The 18,608-nt window shown below is 64.8% G+C and carries 14 protein-coding genes; 6 read left to right on the top strand and 8 right to left on the bottom strand.

Features of this window, described 5'->3' with window-relative positions; all coding sequences use genetic code 11:
• Positions 1-67 precede the first annotated feature (67 nt).
• Positions 68-1,549 (top strand): NAD-dependent succinate-semialdehyde dehydrogenase, encoded by a 1,482-nt coding sequence (locus U0034_RS28680; protein WP_085227664.1) that lies wholly within the window; start codon positions 68-70, stop codon positions 1,547-1,549.
• On the opposite strand, the gene U0034_RS28685 is transcribed toward U0034_RS28680, so the two are convergent.
• The 3 genes from U0034_RS28685 to U0034_RS28695 form a co-directional block, all read right to left on the bottom strand.
• Positions 1,550-2,275: an IclR family transcriptional regulator gene (locus tag U0034_RS28685; protein WP_085227333.1), complete on the bottom strand. Its 726-nt coding sequence runs from the start codon at positions 2,273-2,275 to the stop codon at positions 1,550-1,552.
• 231 nt (positions 2,276-2,506) lie between these two features.
• On the bottom strand, positions 2,507-3,577 hold the full coding sequence (locus U0034_RS28690; RefSeq protein WP_085227332.1) for an ATP-binding protein: 1,071 nt from the start codon (positions 3,575-3,577) through the stop codon (positions 2,507-2,509).
• On the bottom strand, positions 3,577-4,266 hold the full coding sequence (locus tag U0034_RS28695) for a response regulator (protein WP_085227331.1): 690 nt from the start codon (positions 4,264-4,266) through the stop codon (positions 3,577-3,579). Before U0034_RS28695 ends, U0034_RS28690 begins: the two co-directional genes overlap by 1 nt.
• A 217-nt stretch (positions 4,267-4,483) precedes the next feature.
• On the opposite strand from U0034_RS28695, the gene U0034_RS28700 reads away from it, so the two are divergent.
• The 5 genes from U0034_RS28700 to U0034_RS28720 all read left to right on the top strand — a co-directional run bounded on the left by U0034_RS28700 (position 4,484) and on the right by U0034_RS28720 (position 11,849).
• On the top strand, positions 4,484-4,711 hold the full coding sequence (locus U0034_RS28700; protein WP_085227330.1) for a hypothetical protein: 228 nt from the start codon (positions 4,484-4,486) through the stop codon (positions 4,709-4,711).
• Positions 4,712-4,846: 135 nt separating this feature from the next.
• Positions 4,847-6,121, top strand: a complete 1,275-nt coding sequence (locus tag U0034_RS28705; protein WP_233211889.1) for an efflux RND transporter periplasmic adaptor subunit — start codon at positions 4,847-4,849, stop codon at positions 6,119-6,121.
• A 7-nt stretch (positions 6,122-6,128) separates the two neighbouring features.
• Complete coding sequence (locus U0034_RS28710; RefSeq protein ID WP_085227328.1) at positions 6,129-9,311, top strand: efflux RND transporter permease subunit; 3,183 nt, start codon at positions 6,129-6,131, stop codon at positions 9,309-9,311.
• A 50-nt stretch (positions 9,312-9,361) separates the two neighbouring features.
• Positions 9,362-10,903: an efflux transporter outer membrane subunit gene (locus U0034_RS28715; RefSeq protein ID WP_386092507.1), complete on the top strand. Its 1,542-nt coding sequence runs from the start codon at positions 9,362-9,364 to the stop codon at positions 10,901-10,903.
• A gap of 7 nt (positions 10,904-10,910) precedes the next feature.
• Positions 10,911-11,849: a VirK/YbjX family protein gene (locus U0034_RS28720; protein WP_085227327.1), complete on the top strand. Its 939-nt coding sequence runs from the start codon at positions 10,911-10,913 to the stop codon at positions 11,847-11,849.
• Positions 11,850-11,875: 26 nt separating this feature from the next.
• Here U0034_RS28720 and U0034_RS28725 read toward each other — a convergent pair whose 3' ends face one another.
• The 5 genes from U0034_RS28725 to U0034_RS28745 all read right to left on the bottom strand — a co-directional run bounded on the left by U0034_RS28725 (position 11,876) and on the right by U0034_RS28745 (position 18,332).
• Positions 11,876-13,024 (bottom strand): porin, encoded by a 1,149-nt coding sequence (locus tag U0034_RS28725; protein ID WP_085227662.1) that lies wholly within the window; start codon positions 13,022-13,024, stop codon positions 11,876-11,878.
• A gap of 55 nt (positions 13,025-13,079) precedes the next feature.
• Entirely contained in the window at positions 13,080-13,643 is a 564-nt protein-coding gene (locus U0034_RS28730; protein ID WP_085227326.1) for a cytochrome b, read from the bottom strand.
• Between the two features lie 104 nt (positions 13,644-13,747).
• Positions 13,748-15,112, bottom strand: a complete 1,365-nt coding sequence (locus U0034_RS28735; RefSeq protein ID WP_085227325.1) for an aspartate aminotransferase family protein — start codon at positions 15,110-15,112, stop codon at positions 13,748-13,750.
• Positions 15,113-15,188: 76 nt separating this feature from the next.
• Complete coding sequence (locus tag U0034_RS28740; protein WP_085227324.1) at positions 15,189-16,634, bottom strand: aldehyde dehydrogenase family protein; 1,446 nt, start codon at positions 16,632-16,634, stop codon at positions 15,189-15,191.
• Between the two features lie 258 nt (positions 16,635-16,892).
• Positions 16,893-18,332 (bottom strand): APC family permease, encoded by a 1,440-nt coding sequence (locus U0034_RS28745; protein WP_085227323.1) that lies wholly within the window; start codon positions 18,330-18,332, stop codon positions 16,893-16,895.
• Positions 18,333-18,608 lie beyond the last annotated feature (276 nt).

The raw sequence follows: 18,608 nt of genomic DNA on the forward strand, positions 1-18,608 counted from the left end.
GGTCTCGCGCGGCCCGGCAGCCGGCCTCACCACCGTCCGTACGACAACCACGATCGAGGTGTTCATCTTGACCCCATCCAATCCATCGGCCACGGGTGCGGCTGCGTCGCAAGCGCCTGATTACCCATCGCTCCATCTCTACATCGACGGCGAGTTTCACGCCGCGAGGGGGCGTCGAACAGAGCCGGTCGCCGATCCCGGAAACGAGCGCGTCATCGGCGAGCTGCCGCATGCGGATGCAGACGACGTTGCGCGCGCCATCCATGCGGCGCATCGGGCGTTCCGCGCGTGGAAGCGGGAGTCGCCGCTCGCCCGTTCCGAGGTGCTGAGGCGGGCCGCCCACCTCATTCGCCAGCGCGCCCGCGAGATCGGCTCCCATATCACGATGGATCAGGGCAAGCCGCTTCATGAAGCGGTGGCGGAGGTGATGTCGTCGGCGGAGCATCTCGAATGGCATGCGGAGGAGGGGCGGCGAATTTACGGACGCGTGGTGCCGTCGCGCTCGCCGGACGTGACGCAGACGGTGCTGCGAGAGCCGATTGGTGTGTGCGCGGCGTTTTCGCCATGGAACTTCCCGTTCAACCAGGCGTTGCGCAAGGTCGCGGCGGCGCTGGCATCCGGCTGCACGCTGGTGCTGAAAGGCCCGGAGGAGTCTCCAAGTGCGATTGCGGCGCTCGCGCGCATCTTTCACGATGCCGGCTTGCCGCCCGGTTGCCTGAACGTCGTGTGGGGTGTGCCGTCCGAGGTCTCTGCGCAACTGATCGAATCGCCGGTCGTGCGCAAAATCTCGTTCACGGGATCGGTGCCGGTCGGCAAGCGTCTTGCGGCACTCGCCGCATCGCAGATGAAGCGCATGACCATGGAGCTGGGCGGACATGCACCCGTGATCGTCTGCGACGACGCGGACGTCGAACGCGCCGCCACCATGCTCGCAGCCTACAAGTTCCGGAATGCCGGCCAGGTCTGCGTGTCTCCAACGCGGTTTCTCGTGCAGCGCCCCGTGTTCGAACGCTTCGTTCGGACGTACCTCGAAGAGGTGGGCAAGATCCGGGTGGGCTACGGTCTCGAAGAAGGCGTGACGATGGGCCCGCTCGCGCAGGAGCGGCGCGTTTCGGCCATCGAGGCGTTCGCTGCCGATGCGCGGGCGAAGGGCGCGCACATTGCCGCGGGCGGTATGCGATTGCCCGGCCCCGGACATTACTTCGCGCCCACGGTCATATTGGACCCGGCGCACGACAGCCGTCTCATGAACGAGGAGCCTTTCGGGCCGATCGTCGGCATCGTGCCGTTCGACGATCTGGATGGCGCGCTGACCGAGGCGAATCGGTTACCGTTCGGTCTGGCGTCGTACGCTTTTACGACATCGACGCGAAACGCTCATCGCATCAGCCGCGAACTCGAAGCCGGCATGGTCAACATCAACCATTTCGGCATGGCGCCCGCCGAGATCCCATTCGGCGGGATCAAGGATAGCGGCTTCGGCAGCGAGGGCGGCACCGAAACCTTCGATGGCTACCTCGTGACCAAGTTCGTGACGCAGTTCTGCTGATCAGGTTGCCGCGCCGATGCGCGCGGCCGCATCGACCAAAAGGGTGCCGAGTACCCGCTGATCGAAGAGGGCGAAATGCTCTGCGCGGAATATCAGCGACAGGCTGCTGTCGATGCTGCCGCCGCTGGCGGACCGGATGGGGGCTGCGATACCGACGAAGCCTGCGTCCAGTTCGCCCCGCGAGATGCAGTAGCCGGTCTCGACGATCTCCTGGCAGTGCCGCCAGAACGCCATCCAATCGTTGAACTCGCCCATCTCCGCATGGTGGCGCTCATGCAGCCGCTTCAGGCGTGCACGGGACATGAACGCGATGATCGCTTTCGACGATGCCCCCTGGAAGAGCGGCATGATGCGGCCGCGCCCGAAGCCCAACTCCAGATTCTCGGCGCCGGCCTCGTGCATGACGTTGATCACCTGCTCGTCGTACAGCGTCGATACGACCGCTTCGCCGCCCGTTACGCGAACCAGTTTCTGGACGATCGGCGTGGCGGCGATCAGCGTGGGATCCGATTGCCGCATGTTGTAGTCGAGATGGATGATGCGAGGCCCGAGGCAATAGCGGCCGTTGTTGCTTACGAGCAGCCCCGCCGATGCCAATTCCTTCACGTACCGGTAGCAGGTGGTGCGCGAGAACCCCATGTGCCCGGCGATCTCTTCCGCCGTCATCGACATCGCCGACGACGAAAAGACATCGAGGACGGAGAGCATTTTGGTGAGGCTCGACATGACATGATCCCGGGGCAGGTTGTGGCTGTGCGATGTTTGCGGCTGAGATGGCTCGAGCCTGTCCGGCGCGGCGCGAACCTTCGCGGCCGTAATGGTTGTGAACGGCCGTGAAGGGCAGCTTTGCGAATTTTGCGAATGGGACAAGCGCTGACGGATTTTAGCAACCTTGCGGGCCGTCATTCGGTGCACGGGCCACGTGCCGGTGCGTGGAGCGGTACGCGCGCGGGGCGGCTAACCATGCTTGCGGGGAATCGCGATCTCGAAAACGCTGCCGCCGTTGGCCGAGCGCCGATAGCGCGCGTGGCCGGCATGGGCGAGCGCAATCGCGCGCACCACCGAGAGGCCGAGCCCGGAGCCGCCGGAATCGCGCGAACGCGAAGCGTCGCCGCGCGTGAACGGCTCGAACGCCTGGGGCTCGAATTCGGGCGGGAGTCCCGGGCCGTCGTCTTCGACGCGCACAACGACGTAATCGTCGTCAGCGATGATCTGTACCCGCAACACGCCTGCGCTCGCGTAGCGCCGAGCGTTATCGAGCAGCGCGAGCAACGCTTGCCTGATCCGGGCGCCATCGCACGTCACCACCGTGGGCGAGATCGACAGTTCGACGGATAGCCCGGCCTGCTCGAGTGGCTGCCGGATGGAATCGACTGCACGCCGGACTTCCGCGCCGATGTCGATCGACGCCACGCGCATTTCCAGATGGCCGCTGTCTTGCAGCGTGACGACGCGCAGATCGTCGACGAGGCGGGAAAGTCCTTCCACCTGGAACAGCAGGCCTCGGAAGAGGTTCTCGTCGGGCTGGAACACGCCTTCGGCGAGGCCTTGCAACCGCCCTCTGAGCACCGTGAGGGGTGTGCGCAACTCATGCGCGATCGCCGCATTCCAAGCCGCCATATCCGCGGCCATATCCTGAAGCTTCGTGGCCATCGCGTTGAAGTCGTCGACGAGATGGGCCGTTTCGCCCAGCGAGCGATCGCCTGGGACAGCCCTTGCGGCGAGATCGCCGTTGGCGATACGCTGCGCCCCTTCAGCCAGCGAGTTGAGCGGAATCAGGATGCGTCTCGCAAGACGCAGCGCAAGAATCACGGCGATCACGAGGCCGACGAAAAGCACTGCGGCGAAGATCAGGTAGTCCGGCGCCTCCGGGATGAACATGTCCTCGGGCGGGCCCGCCGGTGGCCAGAACGTGTAGAGCAGCCCGTAGATGAGAAACGAACCGACGAAGGCGATCAGCGTGGTAATGGCGGAGACGAGGCCCATGGAGGCCACGATCTGCCGGCTCAGCTTGCTGCGCCCGGGCATCAGCTTTCCGTCAGACGGTAGCCGACGCCGCGCACGCCGGAAATCATGCCCGGTGCGCCGGCCTGATCGAGCTTCTTGCGAAGGTTGCTGACGTGGCTGTCGACGGTTCGTTCGCGGGCATCGCCGCCGGGCAGACAGGCATCGACCAGTTCACTGCGCCCGAAGGTGCGGCCGGGCGACCTGGCCATGTGGACGAGTATTCTGAACTCGGTCAGCGTCAGCGCAAGCGGCGCGGCGCCGTCTTTGCAGGCCACCGTGGCCACATAGCTTTCCGTATCGATCTCGAGCTTGCCCAGCCTCAGCACCCCGGCCTGCCGCGACTGGCCGGCACGCCGCAACACGGCCTGGATGCGGGCCACCACCTCCATCGGGTTGAACGGCTTGACGATGTAGTCGTCCGCGCCGAAACGCAGGCCCTGCAGGCGGTCGATATCCTGGTCGAGCGCGGTCAGCATGATCACGGGCGTATTGCTGCGGCGGCGCAGTTCCATCAATACTTGCCAGCCGTCCAGCTTAGGCATCTTGACGTCCAGCAGGACGAGGTCCGGCTTCAGCACGGCGTGAGCCTGCACGGCGGCCTGGCCGTCCGCGACCTGGTAGCTTCGGAACCCTTCCCGAGTCAGATAGGCGTCCAGGATCTCGGCGATCTCGCGTTCGTCTTCGGCGATGAGGATCAAGGCGTTGGTCATACGTCATTTCTCGTTTTTGTACAGATGTCACGCAGGCAGTGCATGCTTGCACAGCGCGCCGCGCTGGTAAACAGGCTCAACAGAATCTCGATCATATCTCGACGGTTTCTGGACAATGCGCGCTCATGATCGGGGAGTATTCGGCCGTTACGTTCGATCGCCTGCCAAGAGCGCGAACCGGGGTCCGCTCGCTTGAACCGCAACGACAGGATGTTTTGTGAAATACATAAAAAAATCGGCAATCGTCGAGGCAATACGGTACGACCAGCCCGGGCGCCATCCGCTCGTGGACGCATTCGAAGGGGGATGGCGAATCCCGACGCCCGACGGCTGGCGCAGTGTCGATCTGGGCGATTGGATCGTCACCGATTCAAGCGGGGTCTCCTGGCCCATGTCCGACGCGATGTTCATGCAAATGTACGAGCCCTGCGAGGCCGGCGACTGATCTCCACCCGATCTCCATAACGTCTCCACACGATCTCGGCACTGCGGTCCTACGATCGGGCAGCTTCGATAGTGCCCGCATCGGCGAACGGAAGCGCCCGCTGCCGGGCGCGCCCGATGGCGAGCCGGATCAACCATGGCTACGGGAGTCGCTTTGTTGGAGATGAAGAACAACTGGAGAACGGCGAAGGCTGCAACGCTGCTCGCGTTGCTGTCGCTTGGCGCGTGCAAGGAGCACGGCGAGCCGGCCGGGCAGACGAGCGCGCGCGCGCAGGTCAGCGTTGTCGTACTGCGCGCCCAGTCGGTGCCGCTTTCCACCGAACTGCCGGGACGCGTGGTGGCCTCGCTGGAAGCGGAGGTACGCCCCCAGGTCACCGGCATCATCAAGCAGCGGTTTTTTCGCGAAGGCAGCGATGTCCGGGAGGGCGAGGCCCTCTACCAGATCGACCCGATGACTTATCAGGCGGCGTACGACAGCGCGCTTGCCGCGTTACAAAAGGCGGAGTCCGCCGTGCCGGCGGCGCAGGCAAAGGCCGATCGATACAGCGCGCTGGTGAAGCGCAATGCCGTCAGTCAGCAGGAGTACGACGATGCCCAGGACGTTCTTGCCCAGGCCCGTGCCAGTGTGCGAGCGGCGGGGGCAAACGTCGAGGCGGCGAAGATCGCGCTCGACTATACGACGATTCGGGCGCCGATCTCGGGCCGCATCGACAAGTCGTCGCTCACGGCCGGGGCGCTCGTCACGGCCGGTCAGGCCACGGCCTTGACCACGATCCGCCAGATCGATCCGATCAACGTCGATCTGACGCAGTCGAGCATGAGCTTTCTGGATATGCGCGAGGCGCTCGAAGCGGGGCGCTTGCGATCCGCGGGCGGGGGCGTGGAGGTGAAGCTCAAGCTCGAGAACGGCACGACCTATCCGCTTGGCGGGCGACTGGAGTTCTCCGAATCGAACGTGAGTCCGGCGACGGGTACCTTCGTGTTGCGGGCCGTCCTGCGCAATCCCGCCCGCCTCCTGCTTCCGGGCATGTATGTGCGGGCCGTCGTCGATGAAGGGACGATCCCGCGCGCATTTCTGGTACCTCAGCGCGCCGTGAGCCGGGACCTTCGCGGCGAGGCGACGGCGCTCGTCGTACGAGAGGGGAAAGTCGTTCAACTGGCGCTGGGCGGTGCGCGGCAGTACGGCAACGACTGGCTCGTCGATAAGGCCGTATTAGATGGCGATCAGGTGATCGTCGAAGGCGGCCAGCGCGTGCGCGAGGGCGACGCCGTCGTCACGCGGCGGGTCGAGATCGATACCGCGACGGGCGCGATCCGTCCGGCAGCTCCGCTAGCCGGGGTCCGCGACGCGGGCGCACCTGCTTCCGGCCGTCCCCTGCTGAGCCGAGATCGGCAGCCCAATCGCGGTTGAGGGCGCCATGTCGGAATTTTTCATCAAGCGGCCCGTGTTCGCATGGGTCATCGCGATCGTCGTCATGCTCGGCGGGCTGCTCGCACTGCGCACGCTTGCCGTGGCGCAATACCCGGAAATCGCGCCCACCACCATATCCGTCATGGCCAGCTATCCCGGTGCGGATGCGCAGACGATCGAGAATTCGGTCACGCGCGTCATCGAGCAGGGAATGACGGGGCTCGACAACCTGCAGTACATGTCGGCGACCTCCAACTCGACAGGCGAGGTCGAAGTCAGGTTGACCTTCACCCAGGACGCCAATGCTGACGTGGCTCAGATGCAGGTGCAAAACAAGCTGCAGCTCGTCACCTCGCAATTGCCGCAGATCGTACAGGCCTCGGGCCTCTCGGTGACGAAATCGTCGGCGAGCTTCCTGATGGTGATCGGGTTCGTATCGACCGATGGCCGGCTGTCTTCCGCCGACCTCGACGATTACGTGGCGAGCACGCTCAACGACACGATCAAGCGCGTGCCCGGCGTCGGCAATACCCAGTTGTTCGGCTCGCCATACGCGATGCGGATCTGGCTCGACCCTACCCGGCTGGCGCACTATGCGTTGATGCCGGCGGACATCGAAGCGTCGCTGAGGGCGCAGAACACGCAGGTGTCGGCCGGGCAGTTGGGCGCTCAGCCGGCGCGCCCGGGGCAGCAGCTCAATGCGACGGTTACCGCGCGCAGTCGCCTGCAGACGCCGGAACAGTTCGGCAACGTCATCGTGAAGAGCGGGGCTGACGGCGCGATCGTCCGCCTGCGCGATGTCGCACGGGTCGAGCTCGGCGCGGAGAACTACACCTACAGCTCGCGCTACAACGGCATGCCGGCTTCGGGCCTCGGCATCAACCTCGCGGCCGATGCGAACGCGATCACCGTCGCCCGGGCCGTCAAGGCGTCGATCCACGCGCTTTCCGGCACGCTGCCCGCAGGGGTGAAGGTGTTCTACCCGTACGATACGACGCCCTTCGTGACGCATTCGATCAAGGGGGTCGTGAAGACGCTGCTGGAGGCCGTCGTCCTGGTCTTCATCGTGATGCTCGTGTTCCTGCGGAGCGTGCGTGCCACGCTGATCCCGGCACTGGCGATTCCGGTGGTGCTGCTCGGCACGTGGGGCGTGCTTGCGGCCGCCGGCTATTCGATCAACACCCTGACGATGTTCGCCATGGTGCTGTCCATCGGACTGCTGATCGACGACGCGATCGTCGTCGTCGAGAACGTCGAGCGCGTCATGGCCGAAGAAGGCCTCTCGCCGCGCGAGGCGACGCGCAAGTCGATGAAGGAGATCACCGGGGCGCTCGTGGGCATCGCGACGGTTCTGTCCGCCGTGTTCGTGCCGATGGCGTTCTTCTCCGGGGCCACCGGCGTCATTTATCGGCAGTTCTCCGTCACGATCGTCACGTCCATGCTGCTGTCGGTGCTCGTCGCGCTGATTCTCACCCCTGCGCTGTGCGCAACGTTGCTGCGGCCGCGCGAGGCGCATGGCGGGCGGCGCGGCCTCGGGAGATGGTTCGACTCCACGTTCGAGCGCGGCGTCGCGGCTTACGGCACCGGTGTGCGGGGCGTACTGGCTCGCGGCAATCGAATACTCATCGCCTTCGTTGTCTCCCTTGGGGTGCTTGCCTGGTTGTTCGGCCGCCTGCCCGGCTCCTTCCTGCCCGTGGAGGACCAGGGAATCGTAATGACCGCGGTGCAGTTGCCCACGGGCGCGCTGCGCGACAGGACGGCGCGCGTGCTCGACGAGGTGACGCGCTACTACCTGAGCGAGGAGCGCGATGCGGTCGAGGGCGTCATGACGATCGAGGGCTTCGGCTTCAGCGGGTCGGGACAGAACGTGGGGCTCGCGTTCGTGCGGCTGAAGCCCTTCGCCGAACGGCGCGCGGCGCGCCTCTCGGCGGAGGCCGTGGCGCAGCGTGCGACGGCGGCTTTCGAGCGGATCACCGATGCGCAGGTGTATGCGCTGCTGCCTCCCGCGATCGAGGAGATGGGAACGTCGAACGGTTTCGACTTCTACCTGGAAGACAGCAACGGCACGGGGCGTGACCGGCTCGCCGCCATGCGTGACCGCGTGCTGGCCGCCGCCTCGCGCAGCCCGCTGCTAAGCAACACGCGGCCGGCCGGCCAGGAGGCCGCACCCCAGTTCGTCGTCGATATCGATCAGGAGAAGGCGAGTGCGCTCGGGCTGAGTCTGCATGACGTCAATACCACGCTGTCGGTCGCGTGGGGAGGTGATTACGTCAACGACTTCATCGATCGCGGCCGTGTGAAGAAGGTTTACCTGCAGTCCGTTGCGGATTTCCGGATGCAGCCGGGCGATATCGACCACTGGTTCGTGCGCAACGGAGGCGGCGAGATGGTGCCGTTCTCGTCGTTTGTGCGGAGCAGATGGGCGCTGAGCCCGACGCAACTCGAGCGCTACAACGGCCGCGCCGCGGTGCAGATTCAGGGCGAGGCTGCGCCGGGCGTGAGCTCCGGTGCGGCCATGCGGGAGGTGGACCGCCTCGTCTCGCAATTGCCCGCCGGATACCGCCACGAATGGACCGGGCTGTCATGGCAGGAGCGACTGTCGCGCGACCAGGCCACCGCGCTCTATGTGATGTCGGCGCTGGTGGTGTTCCTGTGTCTCGCGGCGCTGTACGAGAGCTGGTCGATCCCGCTCGCGGTGATGCTCGCCGCGCCGATCGGCATCGCCGGCGCCGTATTGGCCGCGCTGGCATTCGGGCAGACCAACGACATCTATTTCAAGGTGGGATTGCTGACGACGATCGGCCTGGCGGCGAAGAACGCGATTCTCATCGTCGAGTTCGCGCTGGAGCGCGAGGCGCAGGGCGAGCGGGCCGTGGATGCGGCCATCGGGGCAGCGATACAGCGCCTGCGCCCGATTCTCATGACATCGCTGGCGTTCATTCTCGGGGTTGCGCCGCTCGTGCTCGCAACGGGGGCGGGGTCGGGCGCGCAGCACTCGATCGGTATTGGCGTAATGGGCGGAATGATTGCCTCGACAGCCGTGGGCGCGCTCGTCATTCCCTTGTTTTTCGTAGCGGTGCGCATGGCGTTTGGCGGTTCGCCGCGGGCTTCGGGCCATGTCGGAGCAGGGGGCGGGTCCGGGCAGGACACGCCAAACGATCGGAAGGATGACGGGGGAGAGGCGCGATGAGCGCGATGAAGGCGATGAGACCGATTGCCGGGATCGTTGTGAGAACAACTATATCGGCTTGCCGGACGAAGCACGGCCCATCGCGTGCCGGCGTATGCGCGGCGGGAGCCCTCGCAGCATGCTTTGCGCTCGCGAGCTGCACCGTTGGCCCCGATTACCGTCCGACGGCTTTGCCCGTACCCGACGCCTGGTCCTCGGCGGGAGGGCAGACCTCGGCAGGCCGGCCCGAGCTCGCGCGATGGTGGACTCGGCTCGGTGATCCGCTGCTCGACGCGCTCGTCGACGAGGCAGTGGCCGGCAATCTCGACGTTGCGAGCGCGCAGGCGAAAGTGCGCGAGGCGCGCGCGATGTATCGGCAGGCCGGCGCAACGATGTTCCCTGCGCTGAAGGGGGCTGTTTCCGGGACGCGTTCCGGCGGCGCGAGCCGCCGGCTGTCGTCGGGTGCTCCCGGCAGCTCGTCGGGCGATCGGAGCGGCGCGAGCGGATCAGGCCTGTCGGCCGGTTCGAGCGAGCTGTTTCAGGCGGGATTCGACGCGAGCTGGGAATTGGACCTTTTCGGCGCCAACCGTCGCGCGACGGAGGCGGCGAAGTACGGCGTCGACGCGGCGCAATGGGCATTGATGGCGACGCAGCTTACGTTGATCGGCGACGTGGCGTCCTCCTACGTACAGGCGCGCGGTTACCAGGCGCGGCTTGCGCTGGCTCGGAGCACTGCGGCATCGCAGCAGGAAACCGCGCGCATCACGCAGCTCCGGTACGAAGCGGGCGCCACGTCAGGGCTCGACGCCGCCAATGCGACGGGACAGGCGCAAACGACGCTCGCGGCGGTGCCGGCGCTCGAGGCGGCCTACACGCAAGCGGTGCACGGCCTTTCCGTGTTGTCGGGGCGAACTCCCGAGGCGCTGCTGCAGCGAATGAGCGAAGCCGCGCCGCTTCCCGCGCCACGGTTGCCCATTGCCATTGGCGTGCCCGCCGACGTGCTGCTGACGCGCCCTGATGTGCGGCTGGCGGAGCGCCGATACGCGCAATCCACTGCACGGGTGGGGCAGGCCGAGGCTGCGCGTTATCCCAGCGTCAACCTCGTCGGAAGCATCGTGACCACGGGTGCGCGGCCCGGCGAGTTGAGCCGGCGCTCGTCGATCGGCTGGTCGTTCGGGCCGTCCATCACGGTTCCGATTTTCAACGGCGGCAGGCTCAAGGCGGGTGTCGAGGTGGCTCGCGCCGAGCAGGACCAGTCTTTCGTCGCCTATCGTCAGGCCGTCTTGATCGCGCTGAAGGATGTGGAGGATGCGAGCGTTGCTTTGTCCCGGGAGACCGAGCGCATCGCGGCGCAGCAGGCAGCCGTTGCGTCTTATCGGACGTCTTCGGACCTTGCCCACTTGCTGTACCGGACGGGTGCGACCGGCTTTCTCGAAGTCCTGACCGCGGAGCGCTCGCTCTATCAACTGCAGGACGCACTTATCCAGAGCGAGGTTTTGCTCGCCGTCCATTACGTCGCGTTGAACAAGGCGCTCGGCGGAGGATGGGACGGGCAAACGGACACGTCGAGCTCGAGCGTCGCCCGCCCTCCTCTGACGAACGTATCGGACTGACTCTTTCATGCGAGCAGTGATCAAACTATTGGCCGATACGTCGGCCCTCCTTTCCACGTTCATACCGGGTCACGACGCGAAGTCGCGTTTTCGCAGGCTGCGCATATGGCTCTACGCGGCGCTTTATCCCGGTGCCGCGTACTGCTGGTTCAAGGCGCTTTCGCAGAACCGTTTTCTCGTCGATATGGCGCGGCAGGATCGGCGTTTCGCGGAGCAGCCGTTTCATGGCCTGGTGCGCCGACATCTCGACGCAGTGGCACGCGTTGCGATGATGCGCGACCATTTCACGTTCATGGGCCGATTGTTCGGCGAGCCGATCGCCGAGCGGCTGTATTTGCGCCACGAGCGGATCGTGCTGGCCACGTCTCCCGATTTCACGATCGTGCTCAAAACGGTCACGCGCTGCCGGCGCGAGGGATTCCTGACGGTCGCATGTACCGACATTGCAACCGGGGTGGATCTCGCGTGGGCAACGCTCACGATCGAGCAGCGGCCTGACGGCCACGCGCCCGAGCTTTTCATCGGCGGCTTGCAGGGCCCGGCGGGCGAAGCCCGCGAGCGCGTGCGTTCGGTCACCCGGGCGAATTACGGGTTGCGGCCGAAGGCGGCGGTCATGGAGGCGATTTGCGCATTGTGCGGCCTGCTTGACATTCGCGCACTGACGGCGGTGACCCGTGCCTTCCATATATCGACAGCGAATGCCAACGCGTTCAGATCGGATTACGACGCCTTCTGGCAGGAGATGGGGGGCGTCCGGATCGGCGATCGCTTCGTGTTGCCGCTGATCCCGCCTCATCGCACGATAGACGATGTCCCGTCGAACAAGCGCGCGGCCTTCCGGCGCCGCCAGACGTTGATATCGGAAATGAAACGCGAGATTCGGGACAACCTCGAGCGCCTGCTTCTGGGAGAGCGGTCGATGTGCGAGGTCGAGCGGGCCGAATGATCGGCGCCGCCGTCGTGACAGGGGAATCAGAAGCGATGAATCATCGCTACGCGGTAGGCCATTTGATTGCCGCCCGACGATGCACCGGCCGACCCGATGATGCGCGCGCGATCGAAATCCGTTCCCGTTTTCCCGGTTGCGCGCTGATAAGCACCCTGGATGTACACCGATGTCCGCTTGCTGAGGTCGTAGTCGAGCGTGAGCGAAACGTGGTGCCAGCTCGGCGACGCGTCACCCGACGTGGCCGTGACACGTGCGTGCGTAAAGGTGTAGGCTGCGCCGAGCCAAAAATTGGGCTCGAAGAAATACTGGCCATTGATTTCGAAGTTATCGAACTTCCACGCATTCTGGCTGCCCGATGCGGGCTGATTGGCGAAGTAGAGATTCGCGCTCGGCTTGTACACGTCGACATGGGAGTAGGCTGCCGAGACGGTGAGCTTGTCGTTGAACTTGTACGACAGTGCCACGTCGATGTTTTGATGAGTCTCGCCGACGAATACCGCATCGTCGCTCGACAGTGCGCCGGCGGCGCTGGTGCCCGCGTTGTTCGTCCTGAGGTAGGCGACGGCTGCGGAGAACGCCGCCATCTGATATTGAGCGGAAGCGCTGTACACGCGGTTCCGAGCAAATCCCCCGGCCTGGTTGCTGAAGCCGTACAGCACTTCGCCCTTGAAACCGGCGTAGGCCGGCGAAACGTACTTGACGCTGTTCTGAATCCGGTAATCGAGGTCGGAATTGTCGTTATCGTATGGGTGTGCACTGAAGTCTCCCCCCCAACTCCCCGCGGCCGTAAAGGGGCTCCACATGTCGACCGTGGGATCGTATTGGCGTCCGAACGTGAGTGTGCCGTATCGGTCCGAAGTCAATCCCACGTAGGCCTGCCGTCCGAACATGCGTGATGCGAGTCCGACGTTTCCGTTGCTTGCATTAAAGGCGTTTTCCAACACGAAGATTGCGGAGAGTCCTCCGCCGAGATCCTCGGATCCCTTCAATCCCCAAAAGCTGGCGATGGTATTGCCGCTCACCATCTGGTAGGTGCGGCTTCCGGCGGCATTGGTCGTGAAATTAATGCCTTCGTCGATCAAACCATATAGCGTGACGGCATTCTGCGCATGACCAGCCGTGCTGAAAGCGGCCAGGCTCGCGGCCGCGAGGGCCGGAATATTTTTTTTCATCGAGATCTCCACATCCGGAAGGAGGGGGGCGGTTGAGTGACGGCCTTGCGGCGGATTACAGGATTCGCCGCAAGACATCGTTTCGGCGGTCAGGATCGAAAAGCCGGTGTCTCAATGCGCCGGCGATATGCAAGACGATGAGTGCGAGCAGGGTATAGGCGAGCGTTCTATGCAGCCATTGAAATACGGCAAACCAGTTGTCGTTTTTGGGAAGCAGTTCGGGCAACTGGCCGATGAAGAACGGCACGCCGTCGCTTTGCGTATAGGTGCTGGACATGGAATAGCCCATCAGCGGAACGACGATTGCCAATAGGTACAGAAGGCGATGAGCGGTCTTCGCGCTCTTCTTTTCCCATGCCGGCAATCCGGAGGGCAGCGAAAGCGGTGCGGTCCGGGCACGGATTGCCAGTTGCGTCAGAACAACCAGCAGCGTGAGCACGCCAAATTCCTTATGCGTGGGGTAGTACCAGTCGTATTTCGTGGCCACGTTGTCGCCCAACCGAACCATGTGCCATCCGGTCCATAGTTGCGCGCCGATCAGAATCGCTCTGAGCCAGTGAAGCAGTCTCACCACGAACGGGTATTTGTCGGGTGCGTAATCGACAGTCTGGACTTCCATTGGTTTCCCCTCTGGTCAATCGAGTGCGAGGTTTCGAATTGCGGGCCGGCGTCTCGCGCACCGATGGCCGGTGGGCCGTCGATGCGCGTTTCGACAGGACGCGATCAATGGGCGGAACAGACGCTCCGGCAGCACTCGTGCAATGCTTCGCGAAGCGTTCCCGCCATGAAGTCGGCTTCGCCGAGTTCGAGCGTGAGCGGTGGCGAGATGACGACCTTGTTCGCGATGGCGCGAACCAGCACGCCGCGCCGGCGCGCGGAATCGGCTACGCGCGCCGCGAAGCCTTCGTTCGGATCGAGCGGTGTTCGGCTGGCCTTGTCGGTCACCAGGTCGAGCGCCAGCATGAGACCCTTGCCGCGCACATCGCCCACTGTCTCGAATTCCTCTCTCAATGGCAGCAGTTGCTCGAGCAGATACTTGCCGACTCGCGCGGCGTTGGCCGGCAGATTTTCGGCTTCGACGATGTCGAGTACGGCGAGGGACGCTGCACAGGCGAGCGGGTGGCCGCTATACGTATAGCCGTGCATCACCACATGAGAGAAGCCTTGTCCATGCTCGATTGCCTGCGCGATCCGTCCGTTGTACATCGTCGCGCCGAGCGGCACATATCCCGCCGAGATGCCCTTGGCGAGGCACAGGATGTCGGCGGCTACCTTCCATCCGCGGCTGCCGAGCATGCTGCCCGTGCGGCCGAATCCGGTGACGACTTCGTCGGCTATCAGAAGAATGCCGTGTCGGTCGCAGACTTCGCGAACACGAGGCCAATACGCGGCCGGCGGCACGATCAGGCCGCCGGCGCCTTGCACGGGCTCCGCAATGAATGCCGCGATCGTTTGGGGGCCATGGAACGCGATGGCCTCCTCGAACTGCCGGATGCAGTGCTCGACGAGCTGAGCAGGATCTTCGCAGCCCCACGGGTTGCGATAGAGCCAGGGCGTGTCGAGCAATACGCACCCAGGCAACAATGGGCCGTGGTTATAGTGATATACGCCATTGCCACCCACCGACGTGCCGCCGATATGCACGCCGTGATAACCGTTGCGCAGCGAAATGAACTTCGTGCGCGACGGCTCGCCTGCCGCGACCCAATACTGGCGTGCCATCTTCAAAGCGGTTTCGACCGCGTCCGAGCCGCCGCTGCCGAACATCACGCGTTGCATGTCCTCCGCTTCGAACATCGCGCAGAGGCGATCGGCGAGATCGTAGACGCGCGGATGGGCTACGCCGTCGAACGTCTGGTAGTACGACAATTCGTCCATTTGGCGCGCGATTGCCGCTTTGACTTCGGGCCGGTTATGGCCGACATTGACGTTCCACAATCCGCCGACGCCGTCGAGCATCCTCTGCCCGTCGACGTCGAAGACGTAATTGCCCTCTCCTCGGGCGATCACGACGGTGGGTGTGGAGTGTCCGGCGGCTGCGGAACTCATGGGATGCCAGAAACGCTTTTGACGATTTTGATAGCTCATGGTGTTTGTTGGTACTCGTGAAGTGCTTCGGAATACTGCACGGGAGCGACCGCATCGGTCGCCGGTTTCCGTGCGCTCAGAGCGCAGCGGTGACGACTTTCTCTTCGAGATACGAATCGAGTGCGGCGCGCGACAGATCCCTTCCGGTCCCGCTATGCTTCACGCCGCCCCAGGGCAGGCGAGGATCGAGCGGGCTCCAGGCGTTGATGGCGACGGCACCCACGTGCAGACGTTGCGCGACCCGATGGGCGGTGCCGAGATTTCGCGTCCAGAGGGACGCCGAAAGCCCGAACGACGTGTCGTTCGCGATGTGGACCGCCTCGTCTTCGCTGTCGAACGGCATGACCATGCCCACGGGACCGAACACTTCCTCGCGGGCGATGCGCATGCCGGGATGCACACCGCCGAGAATCGTCGGTCTGACGAACCAGCCGCGCGGCGGCACCGCCTCGTCGCCTGCCAGTACGACCGCGCCTTCGGCGAGCGCTCCGTCTATATGCGCGCGCACGCGCTCGAGGTGACGTTGGCTGATGAGCGCGCCCATCTGCGCGGTGGGCTCCGAGGGTGGGCCCACGCGGATCGTGCGAGCCGCATCGGCGAGCTTCGCCTCCACGGTCGGCGCGAGCGAGCGGTGGACCAGCACTCTCGATCCGGCGGCGCACGTTTGCCCCTGGTTGGCGAACATACCCATCGCCAAAGCGGGAATGGCGGTTTCGAGATCGGCATCGGAAAAGACGATCTGCGCAGCCTTGCCGCCAAGCTCGAGCGTGACGCGCTTGAAGGTTTTCGCCGCTTCGCTGGCGATCGCACAGCCGACTTCGGTGCTGCCGGTGAAACTGATCTTGCTGACGCGCGGATGGGCGACGAGTGCGGGGCCGACTTCGGCGCCGGCTCCGTGAACCACGTTGACGACACCGTCGGGAATGCCGGCTTCGCAAGCGAGCTCGCCTAGTCTCGCGACGGCGAGCGGCGCGTCCTCCGACGGCTTGATGACGACGGTGCAGCCGGCGGCGAGTGCCGGTGCCAGCTTCCATACGGCGATCATCAAGGGCGCGTTCCACGGGATGATCTGCCCGGCAACGCCCACTGGCGCGCGCAAGGTGTAGTTGAGCGTCGGACGGCCCATGAAGCCGTCGGTTGGGATCGTCCGCCCCTCGAGCTTGTCGGCCCATCCCGCGAAGTAGCGCAGCGTGTCGATGCACAGTGGCACGTCCATCATGCGCATTTCGGCAGGGGGGCGCCCTTGCTCCTGCGCCAGGAGCATCACGAGGGCATCGGTGTGGCGTTCGAGAAGGTCGGCGAGCCGGTGTATCGCGGCCGCGCGGGCGGCTCCGCCCATACGAGCCCAAGGGCCCTCGTGCAGCGCGGTGTGCGCGGCATGAACGGCGCGCCCGACATCGTCGGCGCCCGAGGCCGGCACGAGCGCCAGCATTTCGCCGGTAGCCGGCGCGTATTTTTCCAGGTAGCGGCCGGACGCTGCTTTGCAGCGGCGGCCGGCGATCAGGTTGTCGAGTTTCATCATGATGTCCGCATGGCTGAGGGAACGCGTCGCCGGATCGCTTCGACGGCGCCGGCTTCGCGCGAGGCGTGCAAGGTGGCGTCCGGCCGACTTCGAGTACCACTCTATGTCGATGAAATCCCGAGGCTTGTCCGCTTTTGGCAATCGCTGCGGGCTGGCGGTAATAGGGGATACCCGAGGCGTTGCGGCGGTGGATGCAACGAGCGCGCGCGGGCGCACGCACGGGCCGCGGCGGCCGTGCGCGTCCGACTGCGTGTTCGGTTACTGAACGGCGCGCCCGAGGTCCTGATACAGCGCCGGGTCGTTGCGCTTCAAGCGCAATGCGGCCCAGACGCCGAACGTGCCGGTAGCGAGAACGAGGTAGGGGAAAAGCGCGACGAGCGTCGAATCGGAGCCGCTCAGCACCGAGAGGTTGCGCACGACGAGGACGAGGCACGCGCCGAGCGCGACGACGCTCACGAGCGGCGCAATCAGCCGGTGCACGATTCCCGCATCGCGATGATCGCGGGCGAAGAAGGCGATCACCGATGCTGCCACGAGGATCTGCACGGCGATGATGCCGATCGTTGCGAGCGCACTCATCCACGAGAAGACGATCGCGAACGGATCGAGCCGGAACGCGGCGGAGCCGACGATGGATGCGAGTGCGATCGCCGTCTGAACTTTCCCGGCAACGTCCGGGCAGCAATGGACGGGGCTCGTGTGTCCGAACTGTCGCCAAAGCACCCCTTCGCGGCCCATCGCATAGAAGTAGCGCGCGATCGTGTTGTGGAACGAGAGGATGGCTGCAAACAGGCTCGTGACGAGCAATACGTTCATCGCATCGGTGGCGGCATTGCCGAGCAGACGCCCGCTGACGGTGAACCACAGATTGGCGGGATCTTTGGCTGCCTGCGAGGCGATGTGGGTTTCGCCCCAGGCCTCGACGATCGCCCAGGACGAGAGTGCGTAGAACGCCATGATGAGAAGCACGGCTACGTACGTCGCACGCGGAATCGTTCGCTTCGCGTCGCGGGCCTCCTCCGAAAAAATGGCGGTTGCCTCGAAGCCCATGTACGAGCCGAGAACGAAAACGAGCGCCGTGCCCAGGCCGGGCGCGAGCACCGTCGAGGGACTGAAAGGCTTCATGCTGAAGCCGCCTGTTGCGCTGCCGTGCACGATGATCGCGAGATCGAGCAGCATCACGATGCCGATCTCGCAGATCATCAGAACGCCGAGCAGCCGCCCGCTGAATTCGATTTGCCTCGCGCCGCAAAAATGGACGATTGCGGCGCAGGCCAGCGCGAATACCCACCATGGCACGTTCTGGCCATAGTGCTGCTGGATGGCATTGTTGAGAAAGAAACCGAACATGCTGTAGATGGCGATCTGCACGGCGTTGTAGGCCACGATCGCGATGAAAGCGCCGCCCACGCCGAGCGGCCGTCCGAGGCCATTGGCGATATACGCGTAAAACGCGCCGGCGTTGGAGATGTGGCGGCTCATCGCGGCATAGCCGATGCTGAAAACGAGGTACATCAGGCCGGCCAGCACGAAAACGCCGGGTACCCCGGCGCCGTTGCCGAGCGAAAAGGCGGCCGGTGTGGCGCCCACCATTGCGGTGAGCGGCGCCGCGGCGGCGACGACGAAAAAGACGATCTGCGCCAGCCCGACGGCGTTTTTGCTGAGCCCGCCCGCGGGCCGGGTCGATATTTCGTTCATGGGTGATCCTCGTGACCGGGCCGCTCGTTCGAGCTCGCTTCCGGCATGCCTTGTCCATAGCCCTGCGTTCGAGGTTGCCGGCAAAGGGTTTTCTGGCAAATCCTATGACGTTTCCGCGATGCAGACGCGCTTCGACGGCCATCCTGGGAGGACCGGCCGCTGGGTCGGGCCGGATAACCGTCGAACCACTCTATGGCGACGAAATCCGGACCTTTGTCCGCAATTGGCAATTCGTGCGTTTCGCGCTGCCTGGGAGTTACCCCAGTGCGCATCGTC

Origin of the sequence: Trinickia caryophylli (assembly GCF_034424545.1) — a bacterium.
Lineage (GTDB): Bacteria > Pseudomonadota > Gammaproteobacteria > Burkholderiales > Burkholderiaceae > Trinickia > Trinickia caryophylli.

Excerpts from the sequence above, each read along its gene's own strand:
- U0034_RS28685 (WP_085227333.1), bottom strand. The coding sequence starts at position 2,275 with ATGTCGAGCCTCACCAAAATGCTCTCCGTCCTCGATGTCTTTTCGTCG.
- U0034_RS28690 (WP_085227332.1), bottom strand. The coding sequence starts at position 3,577 with ATGCCCGGGCGCAGCAAGCTGAGCCGGCAGATCGTGGCCTCCATGGGC.
- U0034_RS28695 (WP_085227331.1), bottom strand. The coding sequence starts at position 4,266 with ATGACCAACGCCTTGATCCTCATCGCCGAAGACGAACGCGAGATCGCC.
- U0034_RS28705 (WP_233211889.1), top strand. The coding sequence starts at position 4,847 with ATGGCTACGGGAGTCGCTTTGTTGGAGATGAAGAACAACTGGAGAACG.
- U0034_RS28710 (WP_085227328.1), top strand. The coding sequence starts at position 6,129 with ATGTCGGAATTTTTCATCAAGCGGCCCGTGTTCGCATGGGTCATCGCG.
- U0034_RS28720 (WP_085227327.1), top strand. The coding sequence starts at position 10,911 with ATGCGAGCAGTGATCAAACTATTGGCCGATACGTCGGCCCTCCTTTCC.
- U0034_RS28725 (WP_085227662.1), bottom strand. The coding sequence starts at position 13,024 with ATGAAAAAAAATATTCCGGCCCTCGCGGCCGCGAGCCTGGCCGCTTTC.
- U0034_RS28730 (WP_085227326.1), bottom strand. The coding sequence starts at position 13,643 with ATGGAAGTCCAGACTGTCGATTACGCACCCGACAAATACCCGTTCGTG.
- U0034_RS28735 (WP_085227325.1), bottom strand. The coding sequence starts at position 15,112 with ATGAGCTATCAAAATCGTCAAAAGCGTTTCTGGCATCCCATGAGTTCC.
- U0034_RS28740 (WP_085227324.1), bottom strand. The coding sequence starts at position 16,634 with ATGATGAAACTCGACAACCTGATCGCCGGCCGCCGCTGCAAAGCAGCG.
- U0034_RS28745 (WP_085227323.1), bottom strand. The coding sequence starts at position 18,332 with ATGAACGAAATATCGACCCGGCCCGCGGGCGGGCTCAGCAAAAACGCC.